We start from the raw sequence: 23,257 nt of genomic DNA on the forward strand, positions 1-23,257 counted from the left end.
CCACTATGCAGCCTCGCCGAAGGCAAGCTCGGAAACCACCGAAAATCAACCACGCTGAGACTGTCACAGAACTTTGTCCAATAAAATCGGGAATATTTGGTCACAGAGTATTAGAATAGGTGGGTAAAAGCTAGGTTTTTTGCCTCTCGGCGCACAGATTGGCCAGAACAAGGCACTATAGATCAATAGGTTGTGTAATTCATGCCTGCAGTTACCTGAAATGAATGACTGTGTAGGCATCATTTCTCACAAATTTATGGCAGCAATGAAGAATATCCTATTGATTACACTATTTACCCTGAGCTAGCCTGAAGCCTGTTTTACCCGCTGAGTATTCAGCAACCCATGCTGGCTCAAGCCAGTACCCTAGCGCCTTCGCCGAACCGTGAAACGGGCGCAACGACCACTTGGTCGCCGGTTCATTCTTCATTCAGCCTAACGGCTTTCTTTTCTAACCCTGCCGGGGAGTGTTTCCCCGAATCGGGATACCTCTCTGTGCATAATTTTTCAATTAACAGGAGGTAATCCATGAATATCAATGGCGTTTTATCCATTCGTACTATCCAGGGCCGTAACGGGCCATTCAATGTCGGCCGGCTGATCACCGATTTGGGCGAGTTTGCCGTCAAAGACACCTTGCTCGATCAATATGATGAAGGCCGGTATGAGGGGAATTTCAGCATTACGCAGATTTTCCCGGCATCCTACTTCGCTGCTGGCCGTTTTGTTGTCGAGGTCAGGGCCACGTTAAAGAACCTGACGCTCGAGGGTGTCGATGAACTCAAACCCGAGGACAAGGCGGCTACATCTGAACCAGACCCGATGGACGATCAACCGTCGCCTGCTGTATCTACTGTGGCACCCTCTTCAACCGACCGGCTGGAACAGCCGTCTGAGGTTGAAACCAGCGCCGAAGGCGATGAGGCACTGTTTGGAACGCTGTGGCCCCTTGGGACTCAGGTCAGACTGGATCCGACGGTAGACCGTAAGCGATTCCGTGAACAGCGCAACCGTCTCAAGGCGTTGAGTTATACGTTTGACGCAATTGAGCAGATCTGGAGCAACGCAGGTAACAATAGCTAGTTCCAGTCACTTCTCACCTTAAAACCCAGCCGGGAAAACATGCCCCGGTGGGCGTGCTTTCTCCGGCGTTTTTCTAAACGTTTTTCTTATATATAAAAGGAGAAAGCAATGTTTGAATCACATCTGATGCAGGTGGACGAGGCGCCGGAGTTGTTTGCCGATGCCGTTCTGGTGGACGCCGCCGACAATCTACTGTTTCTGTCCCTTTGGGGACGCGATACCGCACTCCAGGAATTCCTGGCCCGGCTATCCCTTCCCAGTCACGAAGGCGGCCTGGACAGTTTTTTTCTACGTCCGGAAAACACGGAGAACGGACTGCCCAGGCGCAAGCTCGTGCAGATCGGAGATACCGATCGACTCGACCACTACTCGGGCCGCATGCCGACCAATATCTTCGGCGACATGGCCCACTTGTGGTTGTTCAACCGATTGGTGACCGAGCCTGATCTGGCCAACCGCCGCACCATCGTCCTGTTCAAGCCGGACGAGGTTTCGACGGGGGCAGGACGTGAAGTGGTTCATGGCCGTATCTGGCAATTGACGAAAGCCATCTGTCACCTGCCACTGCTCGATCACTGGATCGAACCCGTTACCGAGGCATTCCGGTCACGGGATTGGATCAAGGACTTCGATGGCATCGGCATTCATGCCGCCATGATCGATCTGAACCTTGGTGAGGAAGTCGAAACGGTGATCACCGGTCTCGTACGGGACGGCTCACTGACTCTCGCTTAGTAACCTCCACCCATTAGCCCCCTCCGGGGGCTTCTCTGATCTTCCTGCTTTAGGGCGATCAGGGAAGATTCCGGATAACGATTTTCAACCTGGCTGCTTGGTTAAAGCAGTACCTTTGCCAACAATAGTTGGCACCTGAAACGCCTACGTCGAACCGTGAAACAGGCGCAACGGTCATTTGACCGTCGGTTCATTTTCTATAAACCCGCGGGGTATCCTCATACCCTGCCGGGTCATGGTGCGCCCCGCTTTTTGCTTTCCGCAAAGGAGGAATACCATGGGTTGGCTTTTTACTCAGGGCTCTTCGAAGTCCGACATCATTCGTGATTTAACGGCTACCGAAGAAAACGAGACACGACGCTGGGAGACACTAACACATAGTGTTCGTGGCAATGTGCTCTGGGCAGTGGTTGAAATCACTCACAAACAGGAGCAGACCACCAAGCGTTTTATTGCTTGCTACCTGCTGCGCTCGGATAAAGGCTATGGCTGGGGATACAAGGACATGGAGGAATCCATGTTTCCTAATTATTTCTCCTGTCCGTTGAAGTATCTGGCGATGGTCCCGGTCGCTAACGCCGATTGGCGCGCCGAGGTCCAGAAGTATCACGAACGACGCAATCGGAAGGTCGAAATCGGCCAGAAGATCGGTCTTGTTCATGCGTCAATACCGTGGGTGGTCATCACTTCAAAACGGCCGCTGCTGGGAACATATGATGGCATGTGCTATCGCGTTCCCCGCCGCATGCTCGGTGAAGTGCTTGTCTGACCATTCATCTTAAAACCCTGCCGGGGAAATACTTTCCCCAACAGGGGTGGTGTCTCTCCGGCTCATCTCAATCAATGATAGGAGAAACATCATGGCTTTAATGTTTCAGCGCCTGGCGCGTAATTTTGTAAAGAACGGCTACTACCCAACGGATGGCGATACCATCGCACGGGTGTTGTCGGCTTTGTCGGCACCCAGGTCGGGGACCTTACGGATTCTCGATCCCTGTGCCGGCGAAGGCGTCGCCCTGGCGGAATGCAAACACCACCTGGGCAGCGATCGTGTACAGGCCTTCGCTGTGGAATATGACCGGGAGCGTGCCTGGCATGCCAAGCAACTCCTGGATCATGGCATCCATGGCGATATCCAGGATTGCAATCTCGGACAACGCCAGTTCGGTTTGTTGTGGCTCAATCCGCCCTATGGTGATCTGGTTGCCGACAAGGGCAGCACCGGGGATCGTCTCGGTGGCCAAATGGATAAAGGGGGTCGCAAACGGCTGGAGAAGTTGTTTTATAACTTCGCCGTTCCGGCGTTGCAGTTCGGGGGAATCATGGTGCTCATCATTCCCCGCTATACGCTGGATAAAGAACTGGCCGTATGGATCACCACCCATTTCCATCGGGTACAGGTGTTCCAGGCGCCGGAACAGCAGTTCAAGCAGATCGTGTTGTTCGGTGTCAGGCGTCGTACCAGGGATGCGAGGAATGATGATCCTGAAATGCGGAACCGGCTTCTCTCGATCGTATCGGGCGAGCTGGAACCGGGAGTACTGCCCGAGGCGTGGTCGCAGGAACCCTATGTGGTACCGGCGGCACCGGGTGGTGAGGTCAAATTCAACTACGTAAAGATCGATGCTGGTCAGTTGAACGAAGAGATACGACGCAATCCCTGTCTATGGGATCAGTTCAATCTCAAGTTCCGGCGTCTTGCTTTAGAGAGTAGTCGCAGACCTTTGCGCCCATTGTCGAACTGGCATTTGGCGCTTTCTCTGGCTGCCGGTCAGGTGTCCGGAGTGGTCCAGTCAAAGGATGGCCGCCGGTTTTTAATCAAAGGCGGTACGCACAAAGAGAAGATGAGAGAAGTGCGAACGGAGATTCAGCCGGACGATACGGTGACCTCCATAACCATTCTCACCGACAAATTTGTGCCGACAATCCGGGCGATCGATTTCACACCAGGGCCTGACTATGCTCGTGTGATTGAAATCAGATAACCGTTTATCAACTTGCTTTTAACCCACCTGGGGAGACTTCACTCCCCGCTGGGGATGGTGGTCTCTCCGCTTTATTAACCAATAGGAGAACCATCATGAAAGAAAATCAAACTGCCACTGAACTGTTCGGTGATGTCATCTACATCTACACCCGCGCTCAGGCCATCGAGGACGGAGTGCTGGTGGACATATCGGAAATGGCCAGAGAGTCTGGTTTCCGGTGGCCGGTCGCTATCACCCAGACTGCCTGGCAGGACTGCGTTGCCTGGTCGGATGACGACAATCAACGACAAGTCTATCAGGACGAGTCCGGTCGCTTGTGGGATGTGTTGTGGATGGCGTTTATCGCAATCCGCAGCGCCAACGGCGGCACGCAGATGGAGTATCAGCTCTATCGTGTTCCCCGCGACGGCAAGAGCGTCGAGGCAAGACTGACAAGTCTGAAATTGGTCTGTGGTCCGGGTGATGACGGGGAACCGGTGATCACCATCATGCTGCCGCATGAGGATTGACTGTGACCATGGGAAACGAAATCCAGCGACAGTATCCTCGACTGATTCGCTGCATGCGCAGTGCCGGACTCCTTACCGAGTCGGAAGCCATTGGCGCTCTGGTGGAGTACAAAGTCTTCGGTATTCGAGAAGGCTTTGGCTCCGAGGCGGTCGCCCATCTGGGTGGTCAACTGGAAGCCATACGCCAAGGTATCCGATACCGGCATTTCACTTCATCAATTCTATGAATTGAGTTCATAGCAAACCCGCCTGGGGAGACTTCTCCCCGGCGGGGTGAGGTCTCTCCTTTTTTAATCAAAGGAGAAACACAATGCCAAACTGGTGTGAAAATAAAGTCAGTTTTTCCGGTCCTGCCAAGGATCTTGAAAAACTCAAGAAACTGATCGGTACTGATGAACAGCCGATCTCGTTTCAAAAGATAAAGCCGATGCCGCTGGATCTTGATCTTGCATCTGGGTCCTCAATTCTCGGCTACGAAGTGGTTTACGGCGATGTCGAGAAGGTGCTGGGCTACCCGTGGGTCATTGCGGCTGGTATCACAACCCGAGATGGACTCATCCAGCATCTGGAAAATAAACATCCGGATTATCTGAAATTGGCTGAGCAATACAAGGCCAATCTGGAGCGGTATGGTTTCAGTGACTGGTATGGATGGCGGATCGAAAACTGGGGTACCAAATGGGATGTGGGGGCCAATGACATTCAGGTAGTCGATGATAGCCCTGAATATCTAAGCCTTGAGTTTTATACCGCCTGGTCGCCGCCAGAGGGTATCTATGCTGCCCTTCTGGAACTGTTCGATGAACATCAACTGGATGTGCAGGCCACCTGGTTCTATGACGAACCCGGTATGCAGTTCGCCGGTTATCTATCGTAAACATCAACCCCGTCAGGGCGATCATCGCCCTGACGGGAGTGGTCTCCCTGGCATTCAACCAAAGGAGACTTAACGATGAAATACGTTATTCAATACACACTGCCCTACGAACACCGGGTCATGGTCGGCATCGAGGCCGAAAGCCGCGAGGCCGCCATCGCCAGGGCCAATGATTTGTTCGACCAGGGCGATATCTGGGATGACACGCAAGAGGTCCCGCTGCTCTACGATGATTTCGAGGAGACCGGTGATGCCGGTATTGCCCTCGAGTTTACCATCGAGGATGAAGTATCCGGCGATTGGCCGGAAGCTGATACCAGCGTCAAAGAGATCCGTCGTCGGGATGCAGCTTTTCAGGCCGCATGTTTGTTAGTTGATGCCTACCGCCGCGGCGAAGAACGCGGCGGCAGCGTCGACTGGGACGACCTGGATCAGGCCTATCAAGCTGCCTTGATTGCAGCGGGACCGTCTGCAGGCCGTGCTTACACCACGCCCCGCGAAACTTGTGAACGACTGGCCGTTGTTATCGAAGGCGGACTCGTGCAAGCAGTTGTGGCCGACCGGCCTGACGCTGCACCCTCTGTCGCCGTGATTGACTATGACGCTGAGGGTTTCGAGACCGACGAGCTGCGTTACATCACGCAATCGGATGGTAACAAGGCCAAGGCGCTGGTTGTCGAGCATTGCGTGGAACAAGCAACCATTGACCTCAACGAGGTTTTTCAAGAAACCGAGTAACCAACCCAAACGCCCCGCCTTGTGCGGGGCCATTCCAAAGTGCAGAAATAACTGTGCTTTGGAATGGCAGTTTCAACCGTGGCCACTGCGTATTCAGCGGCACCCTTGTCTGACCACTCTCGAGTCGTCGGATACCTCAGCGCCTTCTTCGAACCGTGCAACAGGCGCAGCGATTTCTTATCCCTATATATGTGGGATAGAAGGATCGCCGGTTCATTTTTCACAACCCACAAGGGCAGTCACTCCCCTTGTGGGGATAACGCTGCCCTTTCTTTTTAACCATGAAAGGAGCAAGCACATGAATGCAGTAGTAGAAGCACTATCAATCGAGGAGGAAACACAAGACGCCATACCGCTGACCCAGTTTGTCACCGACTTTGGTGATGATCTGTTGAACGCGGTATCGCGGCAGAACCCTCCTGTTTATACAGGCGAGTCCAACCCCCACCGTGATGCGGTGATGGAGGGATTGATACGGAAACCTTTTCCGGCTCAACGTGATGTCGTACAGGCGGTTACCCGCTTGTTGATGGACGAGGCGGAAAAAGCCGCGATCATCAATGCGGAAATGGGGACCGGCAAAACCATGATGGCGATTGCCGCCGCTGCGGTGATGTATGCCGAGGGTTTCCAGCGGTCTCTGGTCGTCTCACCTCCCCACCTGGTCTACAAGTGGCGGCGGGAGATCCTGGAGACGATTCCGAACGCCCGTGTCTGGGTGTTGAATGGTCCCGACACCATCCGCAAGTTATTACAGCTTCGGGCGGTGCTGGATCACGCCACTCAGCACGAGGGGCCGGAGTTTTTCATCCTGGGCCGTGTGCGGATGCGCATGGGATCACACTGGAAGCCAGCCTTTGCGGTGCGCAAGCAACACATACGCCAACATACGGAGGAAGGCAACGATGCATCGTCTACTTTCGTGAAAACGTTGGCATACGCGAGTTGCCCAAGCTGTGGAACCGTGGTGAAAGACGGTGACAGTGAGCCTGTAGAACCAGGGCGTTTCAAGAGTGATCGGCAACAGAGTTGCCGACAGTGTGGTGAACGACTCTGGTCGCTCATTCGTCCGGGCCAGAAGCAGAAAAGCCGCAATGAGTTGGTCGTCGAGGCCATGTGTCAGTTGCCGACCATCGGTAAAAAAACGGCGCAGAGGCTGATCCAAAACTTCGGTGAGGATTTGCTCTCGGGCATGCTGGAAGACAACCTGTACGAGTTCATCAACCTGATGGATGAGAACGGGGATCTGGTGTTCAGTGACCGGCAGGCCACCCGCATGGAACGCGCCATGGCATCGCTGGAGATATCCTTCGGTCAAGGGGGATTTCAACCAACGGAGTTCATCAAGCGCTATCTGCCGGACGGCTACTTTGATTTACTGGTCGTGGACGAAGGCCATGAGTATAAAAACGACGGCTCAGCTCAAGGACAGGCCATGGGTGTGTTGGCCAACAAGGTACGCAAGGTGTTGTTACTCACCGGGACGTTGATGGGTGGTTATGCCGACGATCTCTTTTTTCTGTTATGGCGCATCATGCCACAACGGATGATCGAGGATGGCTACCGCTACAACCTCAAGAGTGGCAGCCTGGGCACCGCCGCGATGGCGTTTATGCGTGAGCATGGCATTCTCAAGGATATCTATAAAGAAACCGAAGAGAAAAACCATCGTACCGCGCGCGGCAAGCGTATCAGCGTCCGCACACAAAAGGCGCCGGGATTCGGCCCGCTGGGTGTGGCGAGGTATGTACTGCCATTCACTGCTTTTCTGAAGCTCAAGGAGATCGGCGACAACATTCTGGCGCCCTACCACGAGCATTTCACGGAAGTGGCCATGACGGACGTGCAGGCCGAACGGTACCAGGACCTGGAGACCAAACTCACCAGCGCACTGAAGGATGCGCTTCGTTCAGGAGACAATAGTCTTCTAGGTGTCGTGCTGAATTGCCTTCTGGCCTGGCCCGACACCTGTTTCCGTGAGGAAGTGGTGAAGCATCCGAGGACGCGGCAACTGCTGGCATTCGTACCCACGATCATCGGGGGCGAACCGGCGCCGAAGGAATCGGAGATGGTGCGCCTATGCAAGAAAGAAAAGGACCGTGGCCGCCGTGTGTTGGTCTATACGACCTACACCGGCACCCGTGACACCGCCGCCAGGCTCAAAGGCCTGCTGGAGGTGGAAGGGCTCAAGGCTGCCGTGTTGCGTGCAAGTGTGGAGACAAGCCGGCGGGAAGACTGGATAAGCGATCAGGTCGAGCGTGGTGTGGATGTGATTATCACCAACCCCGAACTGGTCAAAACCGGTCTGGATCTGCTGGACTTTCCAACCATCGTCTTCATGCAAAGTGGCTATAACGTCTATACGTTACAACAGGCTGCACGACGCTCGTGGCGCATTGGTCAAAAGGAACCGGTGGATGTCTACTTCCTCGGCTACAGCGGTTCGGCACAAATGGCGTGCCTGTCGCTCATGGCCAAGAAGATCGCAGTGAGCCAGTCCACGTCAGGTGATATGCCGGACACCGGGCTGGACGTCCTCAATCAGGATGGCGATTCGATCGAAGTGGCCTTGGCTAAACAATTACTCAACTAGACAGGAGTGTTCGACTATACCGCCAAACGATAAAACGTTTGGCGGTTTTTTTATCCATCATCAAAGTAGCTCTCAGTGCCCATGGTGGCGGGAACTCTCATCACGCACGTCCCGCAGCTCAGCCGGAAAAATCTTCCTCTGCCCATTGGAAAAATGCAGGGTGAGCCGTACAAAGTTACCGGGGCGAAGCGATCGATCCAGTCCCCACAACATCAAGTGCATGCCACCCGGTTCGAGTTTAATTTTTTCACCGGGCGCAATATCCAGGGATATTAGCTGGCGCATGGTCATTCTTCCATCCACGCCGGCAGACCGGTGAAGTTCGACCTTTTCCGCTTGCGGACTGCTAATACCTGTCAGCGTAATCGTTGCACTACCGCTATTTCTCAATTCAAAAAACCCGGCTGTCACCTTCACAACCGGGGGCATGCTATTCACGTAAGCATGGGTAACCTGGACGGCCATTGCCTCTACATCATCGGCATGAACGAAAGTAATGGGCAGTGTACCAAGCAACATTCCCAAGATGATCAATAGATATTTCATAACCTCACCTTCAGCGCATTACGAAGACTCTTCACAATCTCTTCCGGCAAACTTTCGTGAGCGAGAAGATCGCGCAGCTTACCTTGAGGATCGATGACGTAAACAAACGACATATGAGCCACAGTGTAATTTTCGCTATTGCCTTCATGCTCGATCTCGAAATCCGAACGATAGCGTGAAACGATTTTTCGTAACTCCTCTTCGCTACCCGTAACACCGATAATATTAGGATGAAAATAGGCGGTGTACTCCTTGAGTGTTTCGGGGGTATCCCTCGCGGGATCGACACTGACCAACATGCCCTGAACTTTTGAGCGCTCCTCTTCTGTCAATTGTATAAACGCTCGCGCCCAATTGCTCATTGTCATGGGGCAGGCATCGGGGCAGTTGGTGTAGCCGAAATAAACCAGCACCACCTTGCCGCGAAAATCCTCCAACGCCATCGGACCATCCGCCGACTGCAGGGTAAAGTCACCGCCCATGTCCTGGAGATGCTGGGGGATAGGGGAGGGTTGTGAGTTTATCCACCACCATGCGCCGCCTACGGTGACGGCGACGAGGCAGATACTAATCATGCCACAGGTCCAGACTTTGCTTCTCGACACCATTACAAAAATTCTCTCCTTGTTTCGTTGTTTTTCTTGCCCGTCATCCGATTAACCCTCAGCTCTGGTTTCAATCCGAATTGCTTGACCGATTTCGATGACATAAATCCATCCGGCATCATTCTGACCGGTTCGCGCATGCTCTCGAATTAATTGGATCGCTTCATCCACCTGTGTTTCCTCGCACACCACTTCCAGTTTTATCTCGGTAATGACGGCGGTTCCCAGTTCAACGGAGTAGTCCTGCTCCTTACTATCCAGCGCCTTGAGTGTACCCTTAACATCGACGATGGACAGGTTATCAAAACCGGCCCCCTTGAGAGCGTGGATGACATCAGTAATACGGTTGCGATGGATAAAGGCTTTGATCTCTTTCATGGTCTTTTCTCCTAAATATAAATAGTGGAAAACAGCGCTCCCCCTCAGTGAGAGGGGACGTCTGAAATCACTTCTGTTTGCGTGTCTCCATCCACTCATAGATCACCGGCAGCAGCACCAGAGTCAATAACGTGGAGGTGATTAGGCCACCGACCACCACAGCCGCCAGGGGCCGTTGGGTTTCGGCACCGACACCACTGGAAAGCAGCATGGGCACCAGACCGAGAATGGCGACGCTGGCGGTCATCATCACCGGCCGCAATCGCATCTCCGCACCTTTACGTACCGCGTCGTAGACGGACAGGCCCTTCTCCCGCAGCTCGTTGAGAAAGCTCACCAACACGATGCCGTTGAGCATGGCTACACCGAACACGGCAATAAAACCGATCGCCGAGGGCACCGACAGGTACTGGCCGCTGATGAACAGCGAAACGATGCCGCCGATGGTGGCGAAGGGCACATTGGCGATAATCAAGGTGGCGTACTTGATCGAATTGAATGCTGTGTAGAGCAGTACGAAGATGAAGAAGATGGTCAACGGCACAATGATCGCCAGCCGCTGCAACGCCCGCTGCTGGTTCTCAAACGCACCGCCCCACTCGATCCAGTAGCCTGGTGGCAGTTCGACCTGTGTCTCGATGGCTGCTTCCGCATCCTGGACAAAACTGTCCACGTCGCGGCCACGCACATCCATCTGAATCACGGCGTAACGCTGCAACTGCTCGCGGCGGATGAAGGAGTAACCCTCCGTCACCGAGACATCGGCTACCTTGTGCAGTGGCACGATGGCGCCGTCGCTACTGCGCAGGGGAATGTCGCGAATGGCATCCACCGACATCTTGGCCGCATCGTTCAAACGCACCGTGATATCGAAACGCTTGACGCCATCGATCAGAGTGGAGACCGGCTCGTTGCCGATGCCGGTACGCACCACGGTCAACACCTCATCGGCGTTCATTCCGTAGCGCGCCAACTGCTCGCGATTGACCTGGATGCGAATCTGCGGCTTACCCAGGTTAGCCTCCAGCGACAGGTCAGCCACACCGGGTACCTGGCTGATGGCGTTCTTGACCTGCTGGCTGACGCGATCCAGTTCGTCCAGATCCTGCCCATAGAGCTTGGCCGCCAGGGTGGCGCGAACGCCGGAGATCAGTTCCTCCACACGCATCTGGATCGGCTGGGTGAAACTGATCACCGCTGTCGGCACTGCCTTTTCCAGCGCCTCGCGCATCTCATCCACCAGATCGGGCATCTCCCGCTTCGCGTTGGGCCATTCATCGTGGGGATTCAGCTCGGTGTAGATTTCCATGTAGTTGACGTCGGCGGTCTCACCCTTTTCGGCCCGGCCGATCATGGCGATGGTGGTCTTCACCTCGGGGAAAGCCGTCAGCACCTTAGAAACATCCTTGGAGATGTCGATGGATTGCTCCAGCGACGTGGAGGGAATCGACACCACCCGCCACATGATGGAGCCTTCCTGCAACTGGGGCATGAACTCCTTGCCCAGCAGCGGGAACAGCGCCAGCGCCCCAATCAACAACACCACCGCGCCACCTATTACTGTACGCTTATGCGCCAGCGACCAGGCCAGGGTGGGCAGATAGGCCCGCTTCAGCCAGCGCACCAGCAGGGTATCGCGCTCCTCTTTCGGTTTGAGAATCAGCACCGCCAGCACCGGGATGATGGTTAGTGTCAGCAGCAGTGAACCGGCCATGGCGAAGCTGATGTTAAAGGCCATGGGCTTGAACAGCTTGCCCTCTAATCCCTCAAGGCTGAACAATGGCAGAAACACCACAATAATGATAAGAATGGCGAAGGCGATGGGATTGGCCACCTCTTTGGCCGCCGCCAGCACCGCCGCGCTACGGTTGACCTTTTCACCCTTTTCTCGCCACTCGGCCATAATGCGAAAGGCGTTTTCGGTCATGACGATAGCACCGTCGATCATCATGCCGATGCCGATGGCCAAACCCGCCAGCGACATGAGGTTGGCCGACAAGCCCATCTCACCCATGAAGATAAAGGCGATCAGCATCGCCAATGGCAACGCGGAAATAACAACAATGGCCGAACGGATCTCACCGAGGAACAGAAATAGCACAATGGCGACCAGGATGGAGCCCTCTACCAGGGCCTTTACCGCCGTATTCACGGCCTTATCCACCAGGTCCGTGCGTTCGTAGACCGGGCGCAACGCCACGCCTTCAGGCAGGGCGGACTCGACCACACCGAATTTCTCTTTCACCGCCGCTACCACGTTCTTGGCGTTCTCACCGATACGGGCCAGCGCCATGCCCAGTACAACTTCCTCGCCATCGCGGGTCACCGCGCCAAAACGCAAGGCCGGTTGCTGGGCAATATCCGCCACGTCACGCAGATAGACCGGCGTGCCCTCTTCCACCTTGACGACAATGTTGCCGATGTCGGTTTCGTTCTCCACCAACCCCAGTCCACGTACCAGGTACTGCTCCGACCCCTGGTTGATGTACTGACCGCCCACCTGGCCGTTATTGCGCTCGATCACTTCCATCACTTCACGAAAGCTGAGGTCGTATTCGATCAGGCGTAGTGGATCGATCACCACCTGAAACTGCCGTTCCTCACCACCCCAGGACATGACATCGTCCACGCCCGGCGCGGTGCGCAGCATCAGCCGTACCTGCCAATCCTGCAGGCTGCGCAGATCCATCTTGCTGACATCTTCTTCTAACGCTTTATCTGCCCGCTCCACGGTGTACCAGAAGACCTGACCCAGTCCGGAAGTGTTGGGCCCCATTTCGGGTTTACCATAACCCTCGGGCAAACGGTCGCCGACCTCCTGCAGGCGCTCCATCACCAGCCGTCGGGCGAAGTAGATATCCATATCATCGGCGAAATAGACCGAGACATAGGAGAGCCCGAACAGACTCACCGAACGGATCTCCTGCACGCCGGGCAGACCGGCCATGCCGGATTCCACCGGGAAGGTGAGCAGTTCCTCGACATCCTCGGCCGCCAGACCAGCTGCCTCGGTGTAGATGTTCACCTGCACCGGGGTGACGTCGGGGAAGGCGTCGATGGGCACGGTGGTTACCGCTCGCCAGCCGAGAAAGCCCACTACCGCAAAACAGACGATCACCAGAAATTTATAGCGTAAAGACGCTTCAACTAAGTTATTTAACATGGTCTCTGCTCCTTAATCCGCGTCGCCGATCTGTGATTTCAGTAGCAGTGACTTGAGCACATAGGCACCCTGTGTCACGATCTCATCACCCTCCGCCAGACCTGCCTTGATCTCGGTCCAGTTACCGCGTGTAGCACCGCGCTCCACCGGCGCGGGATGGATCTCATCACCCTCCGTTTTGAAGACCACATAATCTCCCTGGACTAGCAATACCGACTCTTTGGGTACGGCGAGCACCGGCTTACCGGCGACAATCTGAATGGCGCTCTTGACGAACTGGCCGGGGCGCAGACGACCGTCACGCGAGTCCAACTCGATACGCACCGCCAACGTGCGGGTCGTCTTGTCCATGAGGCGATGGATCTGCACGACCTTGCCGGACAACCAGCGGCGTTCATCACTGCTCACACGGGCCGGACTGCCCACCTCAATGCCAGCGGCCATCTCCGCCGCCAGCTGCGCCTCCACCCAGAGGCGAGACTCGTCGCTAACCTCCATCAGCACCCGGCCCGGCTCCACCACGCGGCCGATCACAAAGTCGTCGCTGAGCACCGTGCCTTCCTGCGGGCTGAGCAGGTCGAAAGACCCTGTCGCCTTGGAGACGTCGCCCTCTTCCAGCAAGGCCACCACCTGAGCTTCGGTCATGCCAAACGCCAGTACTTTGGCATAGGCCTGCTGGCGGGCCACTTCGGCCTCTACATAACGCTTTTCCGCCACCACCTGGCGACCCAGTTCCTGAACCCGGCTCCACTCCCGGTCGGCCATCAACAATTGGCCCTGGGCTTCGGCCATCTCGACACTGGAGAGGGTGACCAACTTCTGACCCTTTTTCACCTGCTGCCCCATGCGGGCGTGGCGCTGGGTGATCTGGGCGGTGATGCGCGGCGTTACCTCAGCCGTGTGATAGCGGTTGACCGTCACCTCAGCGGGGGCGATCACCTCGTCGGCCATCAACTGCGTGCCAACTATCTGAGTGAGAATCCCCATGGATTGACGTTGCTCTACCGTCATGGGCGGGATGCCGCCCTCTTCTTCCTCATGCTCTTCTTCAGCAAAGGCCGGGGCACTGCCCAGCAGGCAGAGAATAAGGAACCGGTTAATCAATTTGTTCATAATGCGTTTCTCCGAAAAATGTATGGGGGAATGAAATCAGTCGTTCAGTCCCAACCAGGATTCTGTTTTGCCACTGGCCGCGAGCCATTCAAACCACGCCTGCCACAGGCTGCCGCGCAATTCGGCGGCAGCGGTGCGGGTATCCAGCGTCTGCTTGAGTTGCACCAGGTAATCAGAGGTGCTGAGTTCACCCGCTTGCCACAGGCGCTCCAAAAGTTGAGTCTGGCTCTCCAGACTGGTCTGCCCGGTTTGCAGCCAGTCGTCCCAGGCCTGACGGCTTAGTTCGAAACGTTGCGCGGCCGAGACCAAGCGGGCGCGGCTGTGGCGATAACTGTCCTGGGCGCTCTGCTCGATCTGAATGGCGTCAGCACTGGCCGCCTCCACCTCGGCGCTGAAGTTGTTGCGCACGAACAGCGGGATAGAGAGGGTCAGACCGATCAGGTTGTCCGATGCATCGCGGCCGCCACGAACGCCAATGGTGGGATCGGCCCGGCGCTCACGGCGGGATAACTCCACATCCGCGCGGGCGGTGGCAAATTGGGTTCGGATGACGCGCAGCGCGGGCAACTGTTCGAGCAAGTCATCAATATTTTTCGTATCAAGCCGCGAAGCAGATGGAATCTCAGGCAACACGGGCCACCCCTCTGATCCTGCATCGGCAACCGCCATCAGCGCCTGCTCCGCCTGCGCCTGCAGTCCCACCAAGCGAACCCGTTGCAGGTTGGCCTCGGTCGCGGCCAGCCTGGCCAGATCCAGCTCCACCTGCCCCAAGTCGCCTGCCTGGCGGCGCTGCTCGCTCAAGGCGAGAAAGCGCTGCATCAGGGTACGACGTTGCTCGGCCAGCGCCGTCAATTCGCTCGCGGTGTGATAATCGGCCAGGGCATCTAGCAGTTCTGTTGCCAGTGCCTGGCGCACACCCGCCAATTCGGCGACAACACGCTCACGCTCAAGCGCCGCCACGCGAGTGCGGGCTTCCCGCTTGTCGGCCCAGTCGATGGTCTGGCTGAGCCCCAAGGTCTTGGTGACATCGCCGGTGTCCTCATAATCAATGTCAAGATCCGGGTTGTAGAGCGGCTGGTCGGCCGCTGTTTCGCGGGCCGTTGCCGCGTCCAGTGCGGATCGTGCAGCCAAAACACGCGGGTTGTCATCCAGTACAGTGCGAACCAAGGCTGTCAACGTCGGTTGATCGGCCGCGTTTACCGCCCCAAAAGGCAATATCAAAATACAGCCGAGCAGCGCGGCTGGCGTGAATAATCGTGTTCTCATCGGTGAATCCTTGCTAGTAAAATCAGTACAACAAGCGAAGCGGAGCCTAAAAGCCCCCATGCAAACATTCAGATTTGGGGAGGTCGAAAGGGGGGAGTTTGGTCCAGGGAGTGATAAGAAAGGTTTGTCCGCACCACGTCCTGGCGGGTGAATGGAAAATAATCTAACTTGGTTTCGGGGGCAATGGCGACAAGATGAAGCCAACCGGCACAAAACTCGTCACAAACGCCATCGTTCAGGCCATCGCCGGACAGATCACCCGACTGGGCCAGCACAGACTCATCGCTGCCATAAGGCGAAAAACAGTCGTCCATCGCCCACGCCACATTGGTGACAAGCACGGAAAAAATCAGCAGGTGGGTAATGATTCGACGCATCACAAAAAAACAGGCTTACAGCGCCGCCATCACCCGCTCAAGCCGGGACTTTACTTCACCGGCCAATTCAGCGACGGCTGGATTATCCACCAGGTTCAATACCGCGGCAGGGTCCATGAACTCCACATGCACCGTCCCGTTCTCTTCCTGACGAACGAGTACGTTACAGGGCAGTAGCAGACCGATAGAAGGTTCGTTGGTGATGGCCTGGTGGGCCAGAGGCGGATTGCAGGCACCGAGGATGCGATACGGCGGCATCTCTTCACCAAGCTTTTTCTTCAGGGTCGCCTGCACATCGATGTCGGTGAGTACGCCGAAGCCTTCCGCCTTGAGCGCTTCGGTCACCTCGTCGATGGCGCGCTCAAAATCCATGGGGACGGTTTTGCCGAAGCCATATTTAATCTCTTCCATAGTGTTTCTCCTAATCATGTTGTTGTACGTCAGTGCCATCCCCAGCCTTCTGGACCGGCAAAGGATTGACTGCCAGCGTCGCAGGGACTAAATCATCGACAATGAATGACTGGCGAAAGTTCTCGAAACCGGCTTCCCCGAGTTCGTTTAACAGACCGTGATCCAGAAAATCCCAGGCCGTGGGATTCTCGAGCAACATCAACAGTCGAAACACAGCATAGCGGAACTTGCCACCAGGCCGGTAAATATCCACCACCAGCAGGCGTCCGCCGGGCTTGAGCACCCGGCGAATCTCGCGCAAGGTATTGCAGCGGGCGGCGCGAGGCATCTCGTGCAGCACATAAGTCGCCGTCACTGCATCGAAATAACCATCGGGAAAGTTAATGGCTTCGATGCTCTGTTGATAAAACTTCAGTTGCGGCAACAGCGCCTTGCGCCGTGCTCGTTCGATCATCCGGGGCGATAGATCGATCCCGACAATCTCTCCCGACGTGCCGACCTTTTGCGCCATCAGAACGGCGAGCGTCCCCGTCCCGCACCCCACATCCAGCACTCGCTCACCCGGACTCAGACCCGCCTGCTCGACCATGTCTCGGCGCACCTGATGTTCTCCACCGACGGCCCGGCCCAGAAGGCGCATCAGTGGATCGTAGCAGAGCGCGAGCCGGTTGCACGCCTCGCGGTAGTATCCCGATGTCGGTCTTGTATTCACGTGCTAGGCCTTCAGCATCCGCAAACCACTGGCGATGACCACGAATTCGCTCACTTCGTGGGCGATGACTGCAACCGGCAACGAAAACGTCCCGGCCACTGCGCCGACAATCAGAGTGCCGATGACCACCACGGACAGTGCCAAGTTCTGGCGGATCACACTCCAGTTGCGGTGGCTGAAGCGGACGAGATACGGCAACCTTGAGAGATCGTCGGCCATCAGCGCCACATCTGCCGTCTCCAGGGCCACGTCGGTACCGGCCGCACCCATGGCGATACCCACATGGGCCGCCGCCAACGCCGGGGCGTCGTTGACACCGTCGCCAACCATGACCACCCTGCCGTACTGTTTGTCTAGTTCTTCTACCTTACGAGTCTTGTCTTCCGGTTTGAGCTCGGCAAACACCTCGTCGATACCCGCCTGTTGAGCGATGGCTTGGGCGGCCAGAGGATTGTCACCGGTCAACATGATGACTTTGTGGATACCGGCACGCTTGAGTCCGGCGATGGCCTCGCGGGCCTCGGGCCGTAACGGGTCGGCGATGGCGACAAGGCCGTGAACGGCCGTTTTCGTACCTACCAGCACCACCGTCTTGCCTTCACACTGCAAGGATTCTATCCGTCCCTTAGCGCTATCGAGGTCGGCATCAAAGTCCGCGAACAACCTGGGACTACCAATATAGACCGTTTCATCGTCGATCCTGCCCTTCGCCCCGGCACCCGTGAGTGAAGTAAAATCTTCCGCCGCTTGTGGCCTGAGTCCTTCGCTTTCGGCCCGGTCGAGGATGGCACGAGCGAGGGGGTGTTGGGAACGCAGCTCCAGTGCCGCCGCTACTGAAAGCACGCCGGTTTCATTGTGTCCGGTCAAAGGCACAATGTCTGTGACTTGGGGCCGGCCAACAGTCAGGGTGCCGGTCTTATCCAGAGCCACGACGCGGACCTTGGCCAGATTCTCCAGGTGTACTCCGCCTTTTATGAGGATGCCGTTACGCCCGGCGGTGCCGATGGCCGCTACCAGCGTGATCGGAATGGAGATGACCAGGGCGCAGGGCGCGGCGGCGACGATGAAGACGGTGGCACGGGTGAGCCATTCTTCCCATCCCATGCCGAGCAATCCCGGAACGAGTGCGAGCAGGATGCCCACCCCCAGCACCGCCGGGCTGTAGCGTTTACCGAAGCGCTCGATAAAGCGCTGGCTCTTACCCTTGCTGGCCTGGGCCTCCTCCACCAGTTGGATGATGCGCGCCAGGGTATTATCGGCTATGGTCTTTGTGACCCGCACGGTGAGCGCGCCTTCGCCATTGAGTGTCGCGGCGAACACGGTATCGCCCATCACTTTTTCCACCGGTACGGATTCGCCGGTGACCGGGGCCTGGTTGAGACTGGAGCGGCCGTCGATGATCTCGCCGTCGGTTGCTACCGCCTCACCGGGATGGACAATAAACACATCGCCGACCCGGAGCGCTTCCACTGGAATGCGCATCTCCTTGCCGTCGCGCACCACCAAAGCGGTTTTGGGGGCCAGATCCATCAGCGCGCGAATGGCGTGACGGGTACGCTCCTCCGTGTAACCCTCGGCCGCCTCGGAGATGGAATAGAGGAACACTAGCATGGCGGCCTCCGCCCACTGGCCCATGAGCCCGGCAACCACGGCCGCCACGCTCATCAACAGCTCGATGCCAATCGCCCGTTCCTTAACCAGTTCCTCGATCGCCTCGCGACCGAAAAACCAGCCGCCGATGATTACCGCCAAAATATAGAGGCCGGTCTCGGGCAGCGGCGGCAACCCCAGCTTGGCACCGAAAAAACCAATGACCAACAACAGACCGGAGAGCGCCGAAGTCACCACCTGGGGATTGCGCCAGGGTGGTGGCATGGGTTTGCCTTCGGCGACTGCCGTGCAACTCGGGCAGGCCATCAGCGCGCTTCCTCTGTCTTGAATTCGTCAGACTGGATACCGACCCGGCAACGGCCGCCTTCGCGCAGGCAAAGGCGTTCGCGGAAACGTTTTAAGTCAGCGTTGTAGATGCCTTCCGGGTCAGGCAACGCCCTTACAGTGGCGTATAGCGTCTCCAGGTAGGACGGTTCCAACACCAACCGGTGATAGACCCAACGCCCCTCTTTTTGAGATGACAGCAGCCCCGCCTGACGCAGAATCTTCAAGTGACGGGAAAGTTTGTATGACGGCTCCAGCAGGCTATCCACCAGCTCACACAGGCATGACTCTTCAGCGGTCGCCACCATCAAACGGATGATCCGCAGCCGGGTCTCGTCGGCCAGCGACTGAAAAATCTTTTCGGGTTGAATAGTAATTGAATGCATAGTTGCACTATAATGCAACTATTGATCTCTATCAAGCCTTGTCGAAGGAGAACCTTAATGATGGACATGATGAATTACGACCACGGCGGTTGGTGGATGGGCAGGATGTGGTTTTTTCCCCTTCTGTTTTGGATTCTGGTGATTGCCGGAGTGGTTTTCATCGTCAGCTGGTTGCGCGATCGCGGTCAAGGACAACAGGAATCGTCGCTGGATATTCTAAAAAAGCGTTATACCAGCGGCGAGATCGACCGGGATACCTTCGAACAGATGAAAAAAGACATCCGGGGAGACAAGCCATGACACCAAACCGAAATCTGAACATTAGGCTGACCATAAAACATACACACCCACGCCCAGCAGCAACAGCCCGGAGATCGTTCGCAAGCCCCGCTGACGGCGGGGTGTGGCTAGCCACGGTTGTAGGCGTTCGTAACCATGCCCGATTAACAGCAGCGGCAGTCCAGTGCCCAGCCCGTAAATGAACATCAACAGGCCGCCCCAAACCAGATCACCCTGCATGGCGACCAGAGTGAGGATGCCGAGCAAGATGGGGGTGGCACAGGGCGCAATGGCCAGCGAGAAGAGGAAACCGGCACCGAAGGCGGTGAGTGCATGCGGGAGTTGATTGGCGTCGATGTCATGTAGCCTTTGGCTATGCCAGACGGGTAGACGCAATGGAAACAGGCCGAGCATAGAGAGCCCCATAAAGATGGGCACCAGCGCCAGCAGCATCTGAAATAGCGGATCAAAGCGACCAAACACCCAGCCCAGGCCCGCAGTGAGCAGACCCATGACGGCCGTTGCTGCTGCCATGCCGAGGACAAACACTAACGCAATACGCGTCTGGATGACACCGGCCGGTATTTGCCCGGTTTTATCCTTAGCCGCCGTTGTTTGACAGCAGCTGCACCCCATGAAGCCGAACACCGCCGGGTACATGGGCAGGCAACAAGGATTGAAAGCTGTCAGCAATCCACCGGCCACCACTAACGGCAGTGCCAGCAATGAGCCATTGGCCAGATACGGTGACAACCAGGCGGCAAAGGCATCCACAATGCTTACTTCAACAACAGTTGTTCGGCCTGTGCCAGGGCCTGTGCAAGCTGCTCCTGCACTGCCTGGCTTTCACCGACAATTTTGCCCCGTTCGTTACCTTGACTGTCGATGAATACGACAGCGGGCAGAAAGCGTATCTGATAACGTTCGATCAGCGGGTTATCCGGGCTCCAGTCGGTCTGAATCACCTCGATGCGCCCCTGATAACGCTGCTCGGCTTGCTCAACCAAACGATGAATTGCCTGGCAACTGGGGCTATTGTCACCACGAATCAGGACAATGGCCGGACCATCGGGTGACGTGATCTGTGCGATTTGGGTTTCGCTCGCTGTCGGCCATAGCTTGATGCCTAACACACCGAGCAACACCGCGATGACCACTATGCCTGCTGTTCTCATTAACTCAGCTTCCTATTGCTTTTTAACGACAGCCGCAGCCCGATGAACAGGTTTGAAGGCTTGCCTGCTCAATCTCACCGGGCGCTTGATCCTGCACATACTTTTCTCCGCTTTTCAGCGCCTGTTCCGCCCGCGCCAGTTCGCGGCCCAGATAGGCTGCGTGATCCAGGCGGCTAATCAGCCCCTCGTTGATCACCGTGACATAAAGCGCTGCGGGGGACTGTGCGGCGAACATCCGATCCAACACACCCTGATTGGTGTAATGCTCCAGCATCAGTTGATTGGCACGCCGGTCGGGGTAAACCACAAAATAGCCCGCGGGATCGAGCGTCAGCTTCGTTGGCGCTGCTGCAGCCTCGATTGGAATGGGCAAGATATCCTCGGGCGCTCCGGCAAAGGGGCCGGGATTGTTGGCCGCCGCTTCCGAGATTTTTTTCAATACAGTGGGAATGTCGGTTTTGCCGATACACTCCACGAGCTGTACCTGCCGCCGAAAGGCCTCGACATGTTTGACATCCAGATTTTTAAGCAGTGGCCGCTTCCCGTTGGCCCCGATGATACGCATTTTCTCATTCACACCGTGATGGAACAGGCTGATTAGTGACTGGCCGGGCAGATGGCCGATGGCCTTTTGCGTATCTTCACCACAAAGCACAAGAAAACGGATGTGTGGATTGGCAAGCGTGTTGCGGATGAGGTGTTCAATGCCGAGATTTTCCGTGTGCAGCGTGCCGACCAGCGATAGATCCTCGACACCGCTGGCCACCAGCTCGGCAACCAGATGGTCGGAGTTCAAGGTGCAAACAGCGACAGGGGCCTGCATCCGCACCACCTGATAATCTCCAGGCAGCGGCGGCCAGCCTTCGCGCAGTTCAGGTGCTTCGGTGGCGCAATGACCACCCTCGGCGACGGCCGGATCGAGTTCGGCCGCCAGATTCTGCGCCACGGCAGGCCAACACACCTCACAGCCCAGGCAGTCGTAGCGCTTCGGTTCGAACAGCGTGCGGGCCTCTTTCAGCAGTGAAGCCAAATCGGCCTGGATAACCGCTGAGTCTTGTAACGTATCGATGGTGTCCTGAAAGCAACCACAGCGCCAACACTTTTTTGCCGCCATGGCCTGACGAAGTTCCTCTTCGATCCGGTTCAATGTTGAGGGTGATTCCGTCATGCCCCATGCCCTCCCGCTGCGAGATTCAACATAACAATCCCCAGCACGATCAACATGACGCCAATCCCTTTCCAAAGGCCCGCCCGTTCCTTCAGCATGAGTATGCCCAGCAGTGCTACACCCGCCGTGCCGCCACCGGCCCAGACCGGATAGACGGTGCTGACCGGTAAATTGACTAGGGCTAGGCTGACAAGATAAAACGCCGATCCAAACGCAGCGAGCGCCAAAACCGCTGGCAACGGCTTGGTGAAGCCGTTGCTGAAACGCAAGGCGAGTGCGGCGGTGATTTCAGCGATGACCGCCAACCCAACCAGTAGCCACGCGTATGAAGTTTCAATCAGGCCGCCCATACATCAACACCCTGATTTCTTATCGGAGGTCATATTCACCAGAATGACGCCACCGATGACCAAAAGAACGCCCACGATTTTTATTGCGCTGATTGCTTCGCCCAACACCAGAACCCCTAACAAAGCGACCCCCGCCGTTCCACCGCCTGCCCATACGGGATAAGCCACGCTGACTGGCAATGTTTTCATCACATGACTGACAAGGTAGAGCGCCAGCGTAAAAGCAAGCAGTGCAAGTACGGTGGGCAGCAACAAGGTGAAACCCGCACTGAAGCGCAGACCCAATACACCGGCAATTTCGAGACAGACCGCCAAGCCCAACAGCAGCCAAGCCGTGGAAGATGTTGATTCGGTGCTATCCATATTCGCCTCTCAAAAGGACTTTCCTTACATATCGTCATTATCGAAAACATCGAAATGTTTAGACAAAACAAAGATCAGCCGAGGCGCTTTTCCATCATCGCTAGGTCACCCTGCAGTGCTTTCAACAGGTCATCCACTTTGAGGTGATAATAGACCATCTTGCCGTCATCCCGTTTGCCCAGCCAACCCTGATCGCGCAGCAACTTCAATTGATGAGAAGTAGCCGCGACGCTCAGCCCCAAAACATGGGCGATATCACAAACACATAGTTCTCCCTCCGCCAGGGCCAGCAGAATCTTCAAGCGTCTAGGATTTCCCAGGAGTTTGTAGAACTCCGCCAGTTGCGGCAGACGCTCCTCATCTTCGGCCAATCGAGCCTTAACCGCAGCCACTTTGTCCTGGTCAAAACACGGGACTTTGCAGACTTCGTCCTGACTGACTAGAGGAGATACTTTTTTCATAAATTCGCCATTCATTTCGATATTTTCGAAAATGTTATATCATTCA

General features: G+C 56.2%; 27 protein-coding genes. 10 read left to right on the forward strand and 17 right to left on the reverse strand.

The window, feature by feature from the left end:
- Window positions 1-528 precede the first annotated feature (528 nt).
- The 9 genes from Tel_11205 (at window position 529) to Tel_11245 (ending at window position 8,523) form a co-directional block, all read left to right on the forward strand.
- Complete coding sequence (locus Tel_11205; protein ALP53655.1) at window positions 529-1,083, forward strand: hypothetical protein; 555 nt, start codon at window positions 529-531, stop codon at window positions 1,081-1,083.
- 108 nt (window positions 1,084-1,191) lie between these two features.
- Complete coding sequence (locus Tel_11210; GenBank protein ID ALP53656.1) at window positions 1,192-1,818, forward strand: hypothetical protein; 627 nt, start codon at window positions 1,192-1,194, stop codon at window positions 1,816-1,818.
- Window positions 1,819-2,095: 277 nt separating this feature from the next.
- Window positions 2,096-2,587 carry a hypothetical protein gene (locus tag Tel_11215; protein ID ALP53657.1) on the forward strand — a complete coding sequence of 164 codons (492 nt, stop codon included), beginning with the start codon at window positions 2,096-2,098 and terminating at the stop codon, window positions 2,585-2,587.
- A 91-nt stretch (window positions 2,588-2,678) separates the two neighbouring features.
- On the forward strand, window positions 2,679-3,803 hold the full coding sequence (locus tag Tel_11220; protein ID ALP53658.1) for a methyltransferase: 1,125 nt from the start codon (window positions 2,679-2,681) through the stop codon (window positions 3,801-3,803).
- Window positions 3,804-3,898: 95 nt separating this feature from the next.
- Complete coding sequence (locus Tel_11225; protein ALP53659.1) at window positions 3,899-4,315, forward strand: hypothetical protein; 417 nt, start codon at window positions 3,899-3,901, stop codon at window positions 4,313-4,315.
- Window positions 4,316-4,317: 2 nt separating this feature from the next.
- Complete coding sequence (locus tag Tel_11230) at window positions 4,318-4,542, forward strand: hypothetical protein (protein ID ALP53660.1); 225 nt, start codon at window positions 4,318-4,320, stop codon at window positions 4,540-4,542.
- 83 nt (window positions 4,543-4,625) lie between these two features.
- Window positions 4,626-5,192 (forward strand): hypothetical protein, encoded by a 567-nt coding sequence (locus Tel_11235; protein ALP53661.1) that lies wholly within the window; start codon window positions 4,626-4,628, stop codon window positions 5,190-5,192.
- Between the two features lie 75 nt (window positions 5,193-5,267).
- On the forward strand, window positions 5,268-5,930 hold the full coding sequence (locus Tel_11240) for a hypothetical protein (GenBank protein ID ALP53662.1): 663 nt from the start codon (window positions 5,268-5,270) through the stop codon (window positions 5,928-5,930).
- 298 nt (window positions 5,931-6,228) lie between these two features.
- Entirely contained in the window at window positions 6,229-8,523 is a 2,295-nt protein-coding gene (locus Tel_11245; protein ALP53663.1) for a hypothetical protein, read from the forward strand.
- A gap of 72 nt (window positions 8,524-8,595) precedes the next feature.
- On the opposite strand, the gene Tel_11250 is transcribed toward Tel_11245, so the two are convergent.
- The 11 genes from Tel_11250 to Tel_11300 all read right to left on the reverse strand — a co-directional run bounded on the left by Tel_11250 (window position 8,596) and on the right by Tel_11300 (window position 19,415).
- Window positions 8,596-9,069, reverse strand: coding sequence for a hypothetical protein (locus Tel_11250; GenBank protein ID ALP53664.1), 474 nt, complete (start codon window positions 9,067-9,069; stop codon window positions 8,596-8,598).
- Complete coding sequence (locus Tel_11255; GenBank protein ALP53665.1) at window positions 9,066-9,677, reverse strand: hypothetical protein; 612 nt, start codon at window positions 9,675-9,677, stop codon at window positions 9,066-9,068. The genes Tel_11250 and Tel_11255 overlap by 4 nt, the downstream gene beginning before the upstream one ends.
- Before the next feature lie 48 nt (window positions 9,678-9,725).
- Window positions 9,726-10,052 carry a transcriptional regulator gene (locus tag Tel_11260; GenBank protein ID ALP53666.1) on the reverse strand — a complete coding sequence of 109 codons (327 nt, stop codon included), beginning with the start codon at window positions 10,050-10,052 and terminating at the stop codon, window positions 9,726-9,728.
- Between the two features lie 67 nt (window positions 10,053-10,119).
- Window positions 10,120-13,215, reverse strand: a complete 3,096-nt coding sequence (locus Tel_11265) for a metal transporter (protein ALP53667.1) — start codon at window positions 13,213-13,215, stop codon at window positions 10,120-10,122.
- Window positions 13,216-13,227: 12 nt separating this feature from the next.
- The gene (locus tag Tel_11270) at window positions 13,228-14,328 is read right to left on the reverse strand and encodes a hypothetical protein (protein ID ALP53668.1); all 1,101 of its coding nucleotides are present in this window, start codon (window positions 14,326-14,328) and stop codon (window positions 13,228-13,230) included.
- A gap of 36 nt (window positions 14,329-14,364) precedes the next feature.
- Entirely contained in the window at window positions 14,365-15,504 is a 1,140-nt protein-coding gene (locus Tel_11275) for a hypothetical protein (protein ID ALP53669.1), read from the reverse strand.
- Window positions 15,505-15,662: 158 nt separating this feature from the next.
- Entirely contained in the window at window positions 15,663-15,971 is a 309-nt protein-coding gene (locus tag Tel_11280) for a hypothetical protein (GenBank protein ALP53670.1), read from the reverse strand.
- A gap of 15 nt (window positions 15,972-15,986) precedes the next feature.
- Window positions 15,987-16,382 carry an ABC transporter ATP-binding protein gene (locus Tel_11285; protein ID ALP53671.1) on the reverse strand — a complete coding sequence of 132 codons (396 nt, stop codon included), beginning with the start codon at window positions 16,380-16,382 and terminating at the stop codon, window positions 15,987-15,989.
- A gap of 10 nt (window positions 16,383-16,392) precedes the next feature.
- A complete protein-coding gene (locus Tel_11290; GenBank protein ALP53672.1) occupies window positions 16,393-17,022 on the reverse strand; it encodes a hypothetical protein in 630 nt (209 codons plus the stop codon).
- A gap of 75 nt (window positions 17,023-17,097) precedes the next feature.
- On the reverse strand, window positions 17,098-19,011 hold the full coding sequence (locus Tel_11295) for an ATPase (protein ALP53673.1): 1,914 nt from the start codon (window positions 19,009-19,011) through the stop codon (window positions 17,098-17,100).
- A complete protein-coding gene (locus tag Tel_11300; GenBank protein ID ALP53674.1) occupies window positions 19,011-19,415 on the reverse strand; it encodes an ArsR family transcriptional regulator in 405 nt (134 codons plus the stop codon). Before Tel_11300 ends, Tel_11295 begins: the two co-directional genes overlap by 1 nt.
- Before the next feature lie 12 nt (window positions 19,416-19,427).
- On the opposite strand from Tel_11300, the gene Tel_11305 reads away from it, so the two are divergent.
- A complete protein-coding gene (locus tag Tel_11305) occupies window positions 19,428-19,715 on the forward strand; it encodes a hypothetical protein (GenBank protein ALP53675.1) in 288 nt (95 codons plus the stop codon).
- 21 nt (window positions 19,716-19,736) lie between these two features.
- Here the strand turns inward: Tel_11305 and Tel_11310 are convergent, their stop codons facing one another.
- The 6 genes from Tel_11310 to Tel_11335 form a co-directional block, all read right to left on the reverse strand.
- Window positions 19,737-20,207, reverse strand: coding sequence for a hypothetical protein (locus Tel_11310; protein ID ALP53676.1), 471 nt, complete (start codon window positions 20,205-20,207; stop codon window positions 19,737-19,739).
- A 266-nt stretch (window positions 20,208-20,473) separates the two neighbouring features.
- Complete coding sequence (locus Tel_11315; GenBank protein ID ALP53677.1) at window positions 20,474-20,851, reverse strand: hypothetical protein; 378 nt, start codon at window positions 20,849-20,851, stop codon at window positions 20,474-20,476.
- Between the two features lie 40 nt (window positions 20,852-20,891).
- The gene (locus tag Tel_11320) at window positions 20,892-22,037 is read right to left on the reverse strand and encodes a tetrahydromethanopterin S-methyltransferase subunit A (GenBank protein ID ALP53678.1); all 1,146 of its coding nucleotides are present in this window, start codon (window positions 22,035-22,037) and stop codon (window positions 20,892-20,894) included.
- Complete coding sequence (locus Tel_11325; GenBank protein ALP53679.1) at window positions 22,034-22,387, reverse strand: transporter; 354 nt, start codon at window positions 22,385-22,387, stop codon at window positions 22,034-22,036. Before Tel_11325 ends, Tel_11320 begins: the two co-directional genes overlap by 4 nt.
- Window positions 22,388-22,390: 3 nt before the next feature.
- Window positions 22,391-22,750, reverse strand: a complete 360-nt coding sequence (locus Tel_11330) for a transporter (GenBank protein ID ALP53680.1) — start codon at window positions 22,748-22,750, stop codon at window positions 22,391-22,393.
- A 74-nt stretch (window positions 22,751-22,824) separates the two neighbouring features.
- On the reverse strand, window positions 22,825-23,211 hold the full coding sequence (locus tag Tel_11335; protein ID ALP53681.1) for an ArsR family transcriptional regulator: 387 nt from the start codon (window positions 23,209-23,211) through the stop codon (window positions 22,825-22,827).
- Between the last annotated feature and the right edge of the window lie 46 nt (window positions 23,212-23,257).

The sequence above is a fragment of the Candidatus Tenderia electrophaga genome (assembly GCA_001447805.1).
Taxonomy (GTDB): Bacteria; Pseudomonadota; Gammaproteobacteria; order Tenderiales; family Tenderiaceae; genus Tenderia; species Tenderia electrophaga.

Bases quoted from the DNA above. Each gene is read 5' to 3' on its own strand.
- Tel_11210 (ALP53656.1), top strand. From the start codon at position 1,192: ATGTTTGAATCACATCTGATGCAGGTGGACGAGGCGCCGGAGTTGTTT.
- Tel_11240 (ALP53662.1), top strand. From the start codon at position 5,268: ATGAAATACGTTATTCAATACACACTGCCCTACGAACACCGGGTCATG.
- Tel_11265 (ALP53667.1), bottom strand. From the start codon at position 13,215: ATGTTAAATAACTTAGTTGAAGCGTCTTTACGCTATAAATTTCTGGTG.
- Tel_11290 (ALP53672.1), bottom strand. From the start codon at position 17,022: ATGCGCCTTCTGGGCCGGGCCGTCGGTGGAGAACATCAGGTGCGCCGA.
- Tel_11305 (ALP53675.1), top strand. From the start codon at position 19,428: ATGCAACTATTGATCTCTATCAAGCCTTGTCGAAGGAGAACCTTAATG.
- Tel_11335 (ALP53681.1), bottom strand. From the start codon at position 23,211: ATGAAAAAAGTATCTCCTCTAGTCAGTCAGGACGAAGTCTGCAAAGTC.
- Tel_11245 (ALP53663.1), top strand. From the start codon at position 6,229: ATGAATGCAGTAGTAGAAGCACTATCAATCGAGGAGGAAACACAAGAC.
- Tel_11215 (ALP53657.1), top strand. From the start codon at position 2,096: ATGGGTTGGCTTTTTACTCAGGGCTCTTCGAAGTCCGACATCATTCGT.
- Tel_11330 (ALP53680.1), bottom strand. From the start codon at position 22,750: ATGGATAGCACCGAATCAACATCTTCCACGGCTTGGCTGCTGTTGGGC.
- Tel_11300 (ALP53674.1), bottom strand. From the start codon at position 19,415: ATGCATTCAATTACTATTCAACCCGAAAAGATTTTTCAGTCGCTGGCC.
- Tel_11320 (ALP53678.1), bottom strand. From the start codon at position 22,037: ATGACGGAATCACCCTCAACATTGAACCGGATCGAAGAGGAACTTCGT.
- Tel_11310 (ALP53676.1), bottom strand. From the start codon at position 20,207: ATGGGTCTGCTCACTGCGGGCCTGGGCTGGGTGTTTGGTCGCTTTGAT.
- Tel_11225 (ALP53659.1), top strand. From the start codon at position 3,899: ATGAAAGAAAATCAAACTGCCACTGAACTGTTCGGTGATGTCATCTAC.
- Tel_11260 (ALP53666.1), bottom strand. From the start codon at position 10,052: ATGAAAGAGATCAAAGCCTTTATCCATCGCAACCGTATTACTGATGTC.
- Tel_11285 (ALP53671.1), bottom strand. From the start codon at position 16,382: ATGGAAGAGATTAAATATGGCTTCGGCAAAACCGTCCCCATGGATTTT.
- Tel_11205 (ALP53655.1), top strand. From the start codon at position 529: ATGAATATCAATGGCGTTTTATCCATTCGTACTATCCAGGGCCGTAAC.
- Tel_11325 (ALP53679.1), bottom strand. From the start codon at position 22,387: ATGGGCGGCCTGATTGAAACTTCATACGCGTGGCTACTGGTTGGGTTG.
- Tel_11250 (ALP53664.1), bottom strand. From the start codon at position 9,069: ATGAAATATCTATTGATCATCTTGGGAATGTTGCTTGGTACACTGCCC.
- Tel_11235 (ALP53661.1), top strand. From the start codon at position 4,626: ATGCCAAACTGGTGTGAAAATAAAGTCAGTTTTTCCGGTCCTGCCAAG.
- Tel_11255 (ALP53665.1), bottom strand. From the start codon at position 9,677: ATGGTGTCGAGAAGCAAAGTCTGGACCTGTGGCATGATTAGTATCTGC.
- Tel_11295 (ALP53673.1), bottom strand. From the start codon at position 19,011: ATGGCCTGCCCGAGTTGCACGGCAGTCGCCGAAGGCAAACCCATGCCA.
- Tel_11280 (ALP53670.1), bottom strand. From the start codon at position 15,971: ATGCGTCGAATCATTACCCACCTGCTGATTTTTTCCGTGCTTGTCACC.
- Tel_11270 (ALP53668.1), bottom strand. From the start codon at position 14,328: ATGAACAAATTGATTAACCGGTTCCTTATTCTCTGCCTGCTGGGCAGT.
- Tel_11220 (ALP53658.1), top strand. From the start codon at position 2,679: ATGGCTTTAATGTTTCAGCGCCTGGCGCGTAATTTTGTAAAGAACGGC.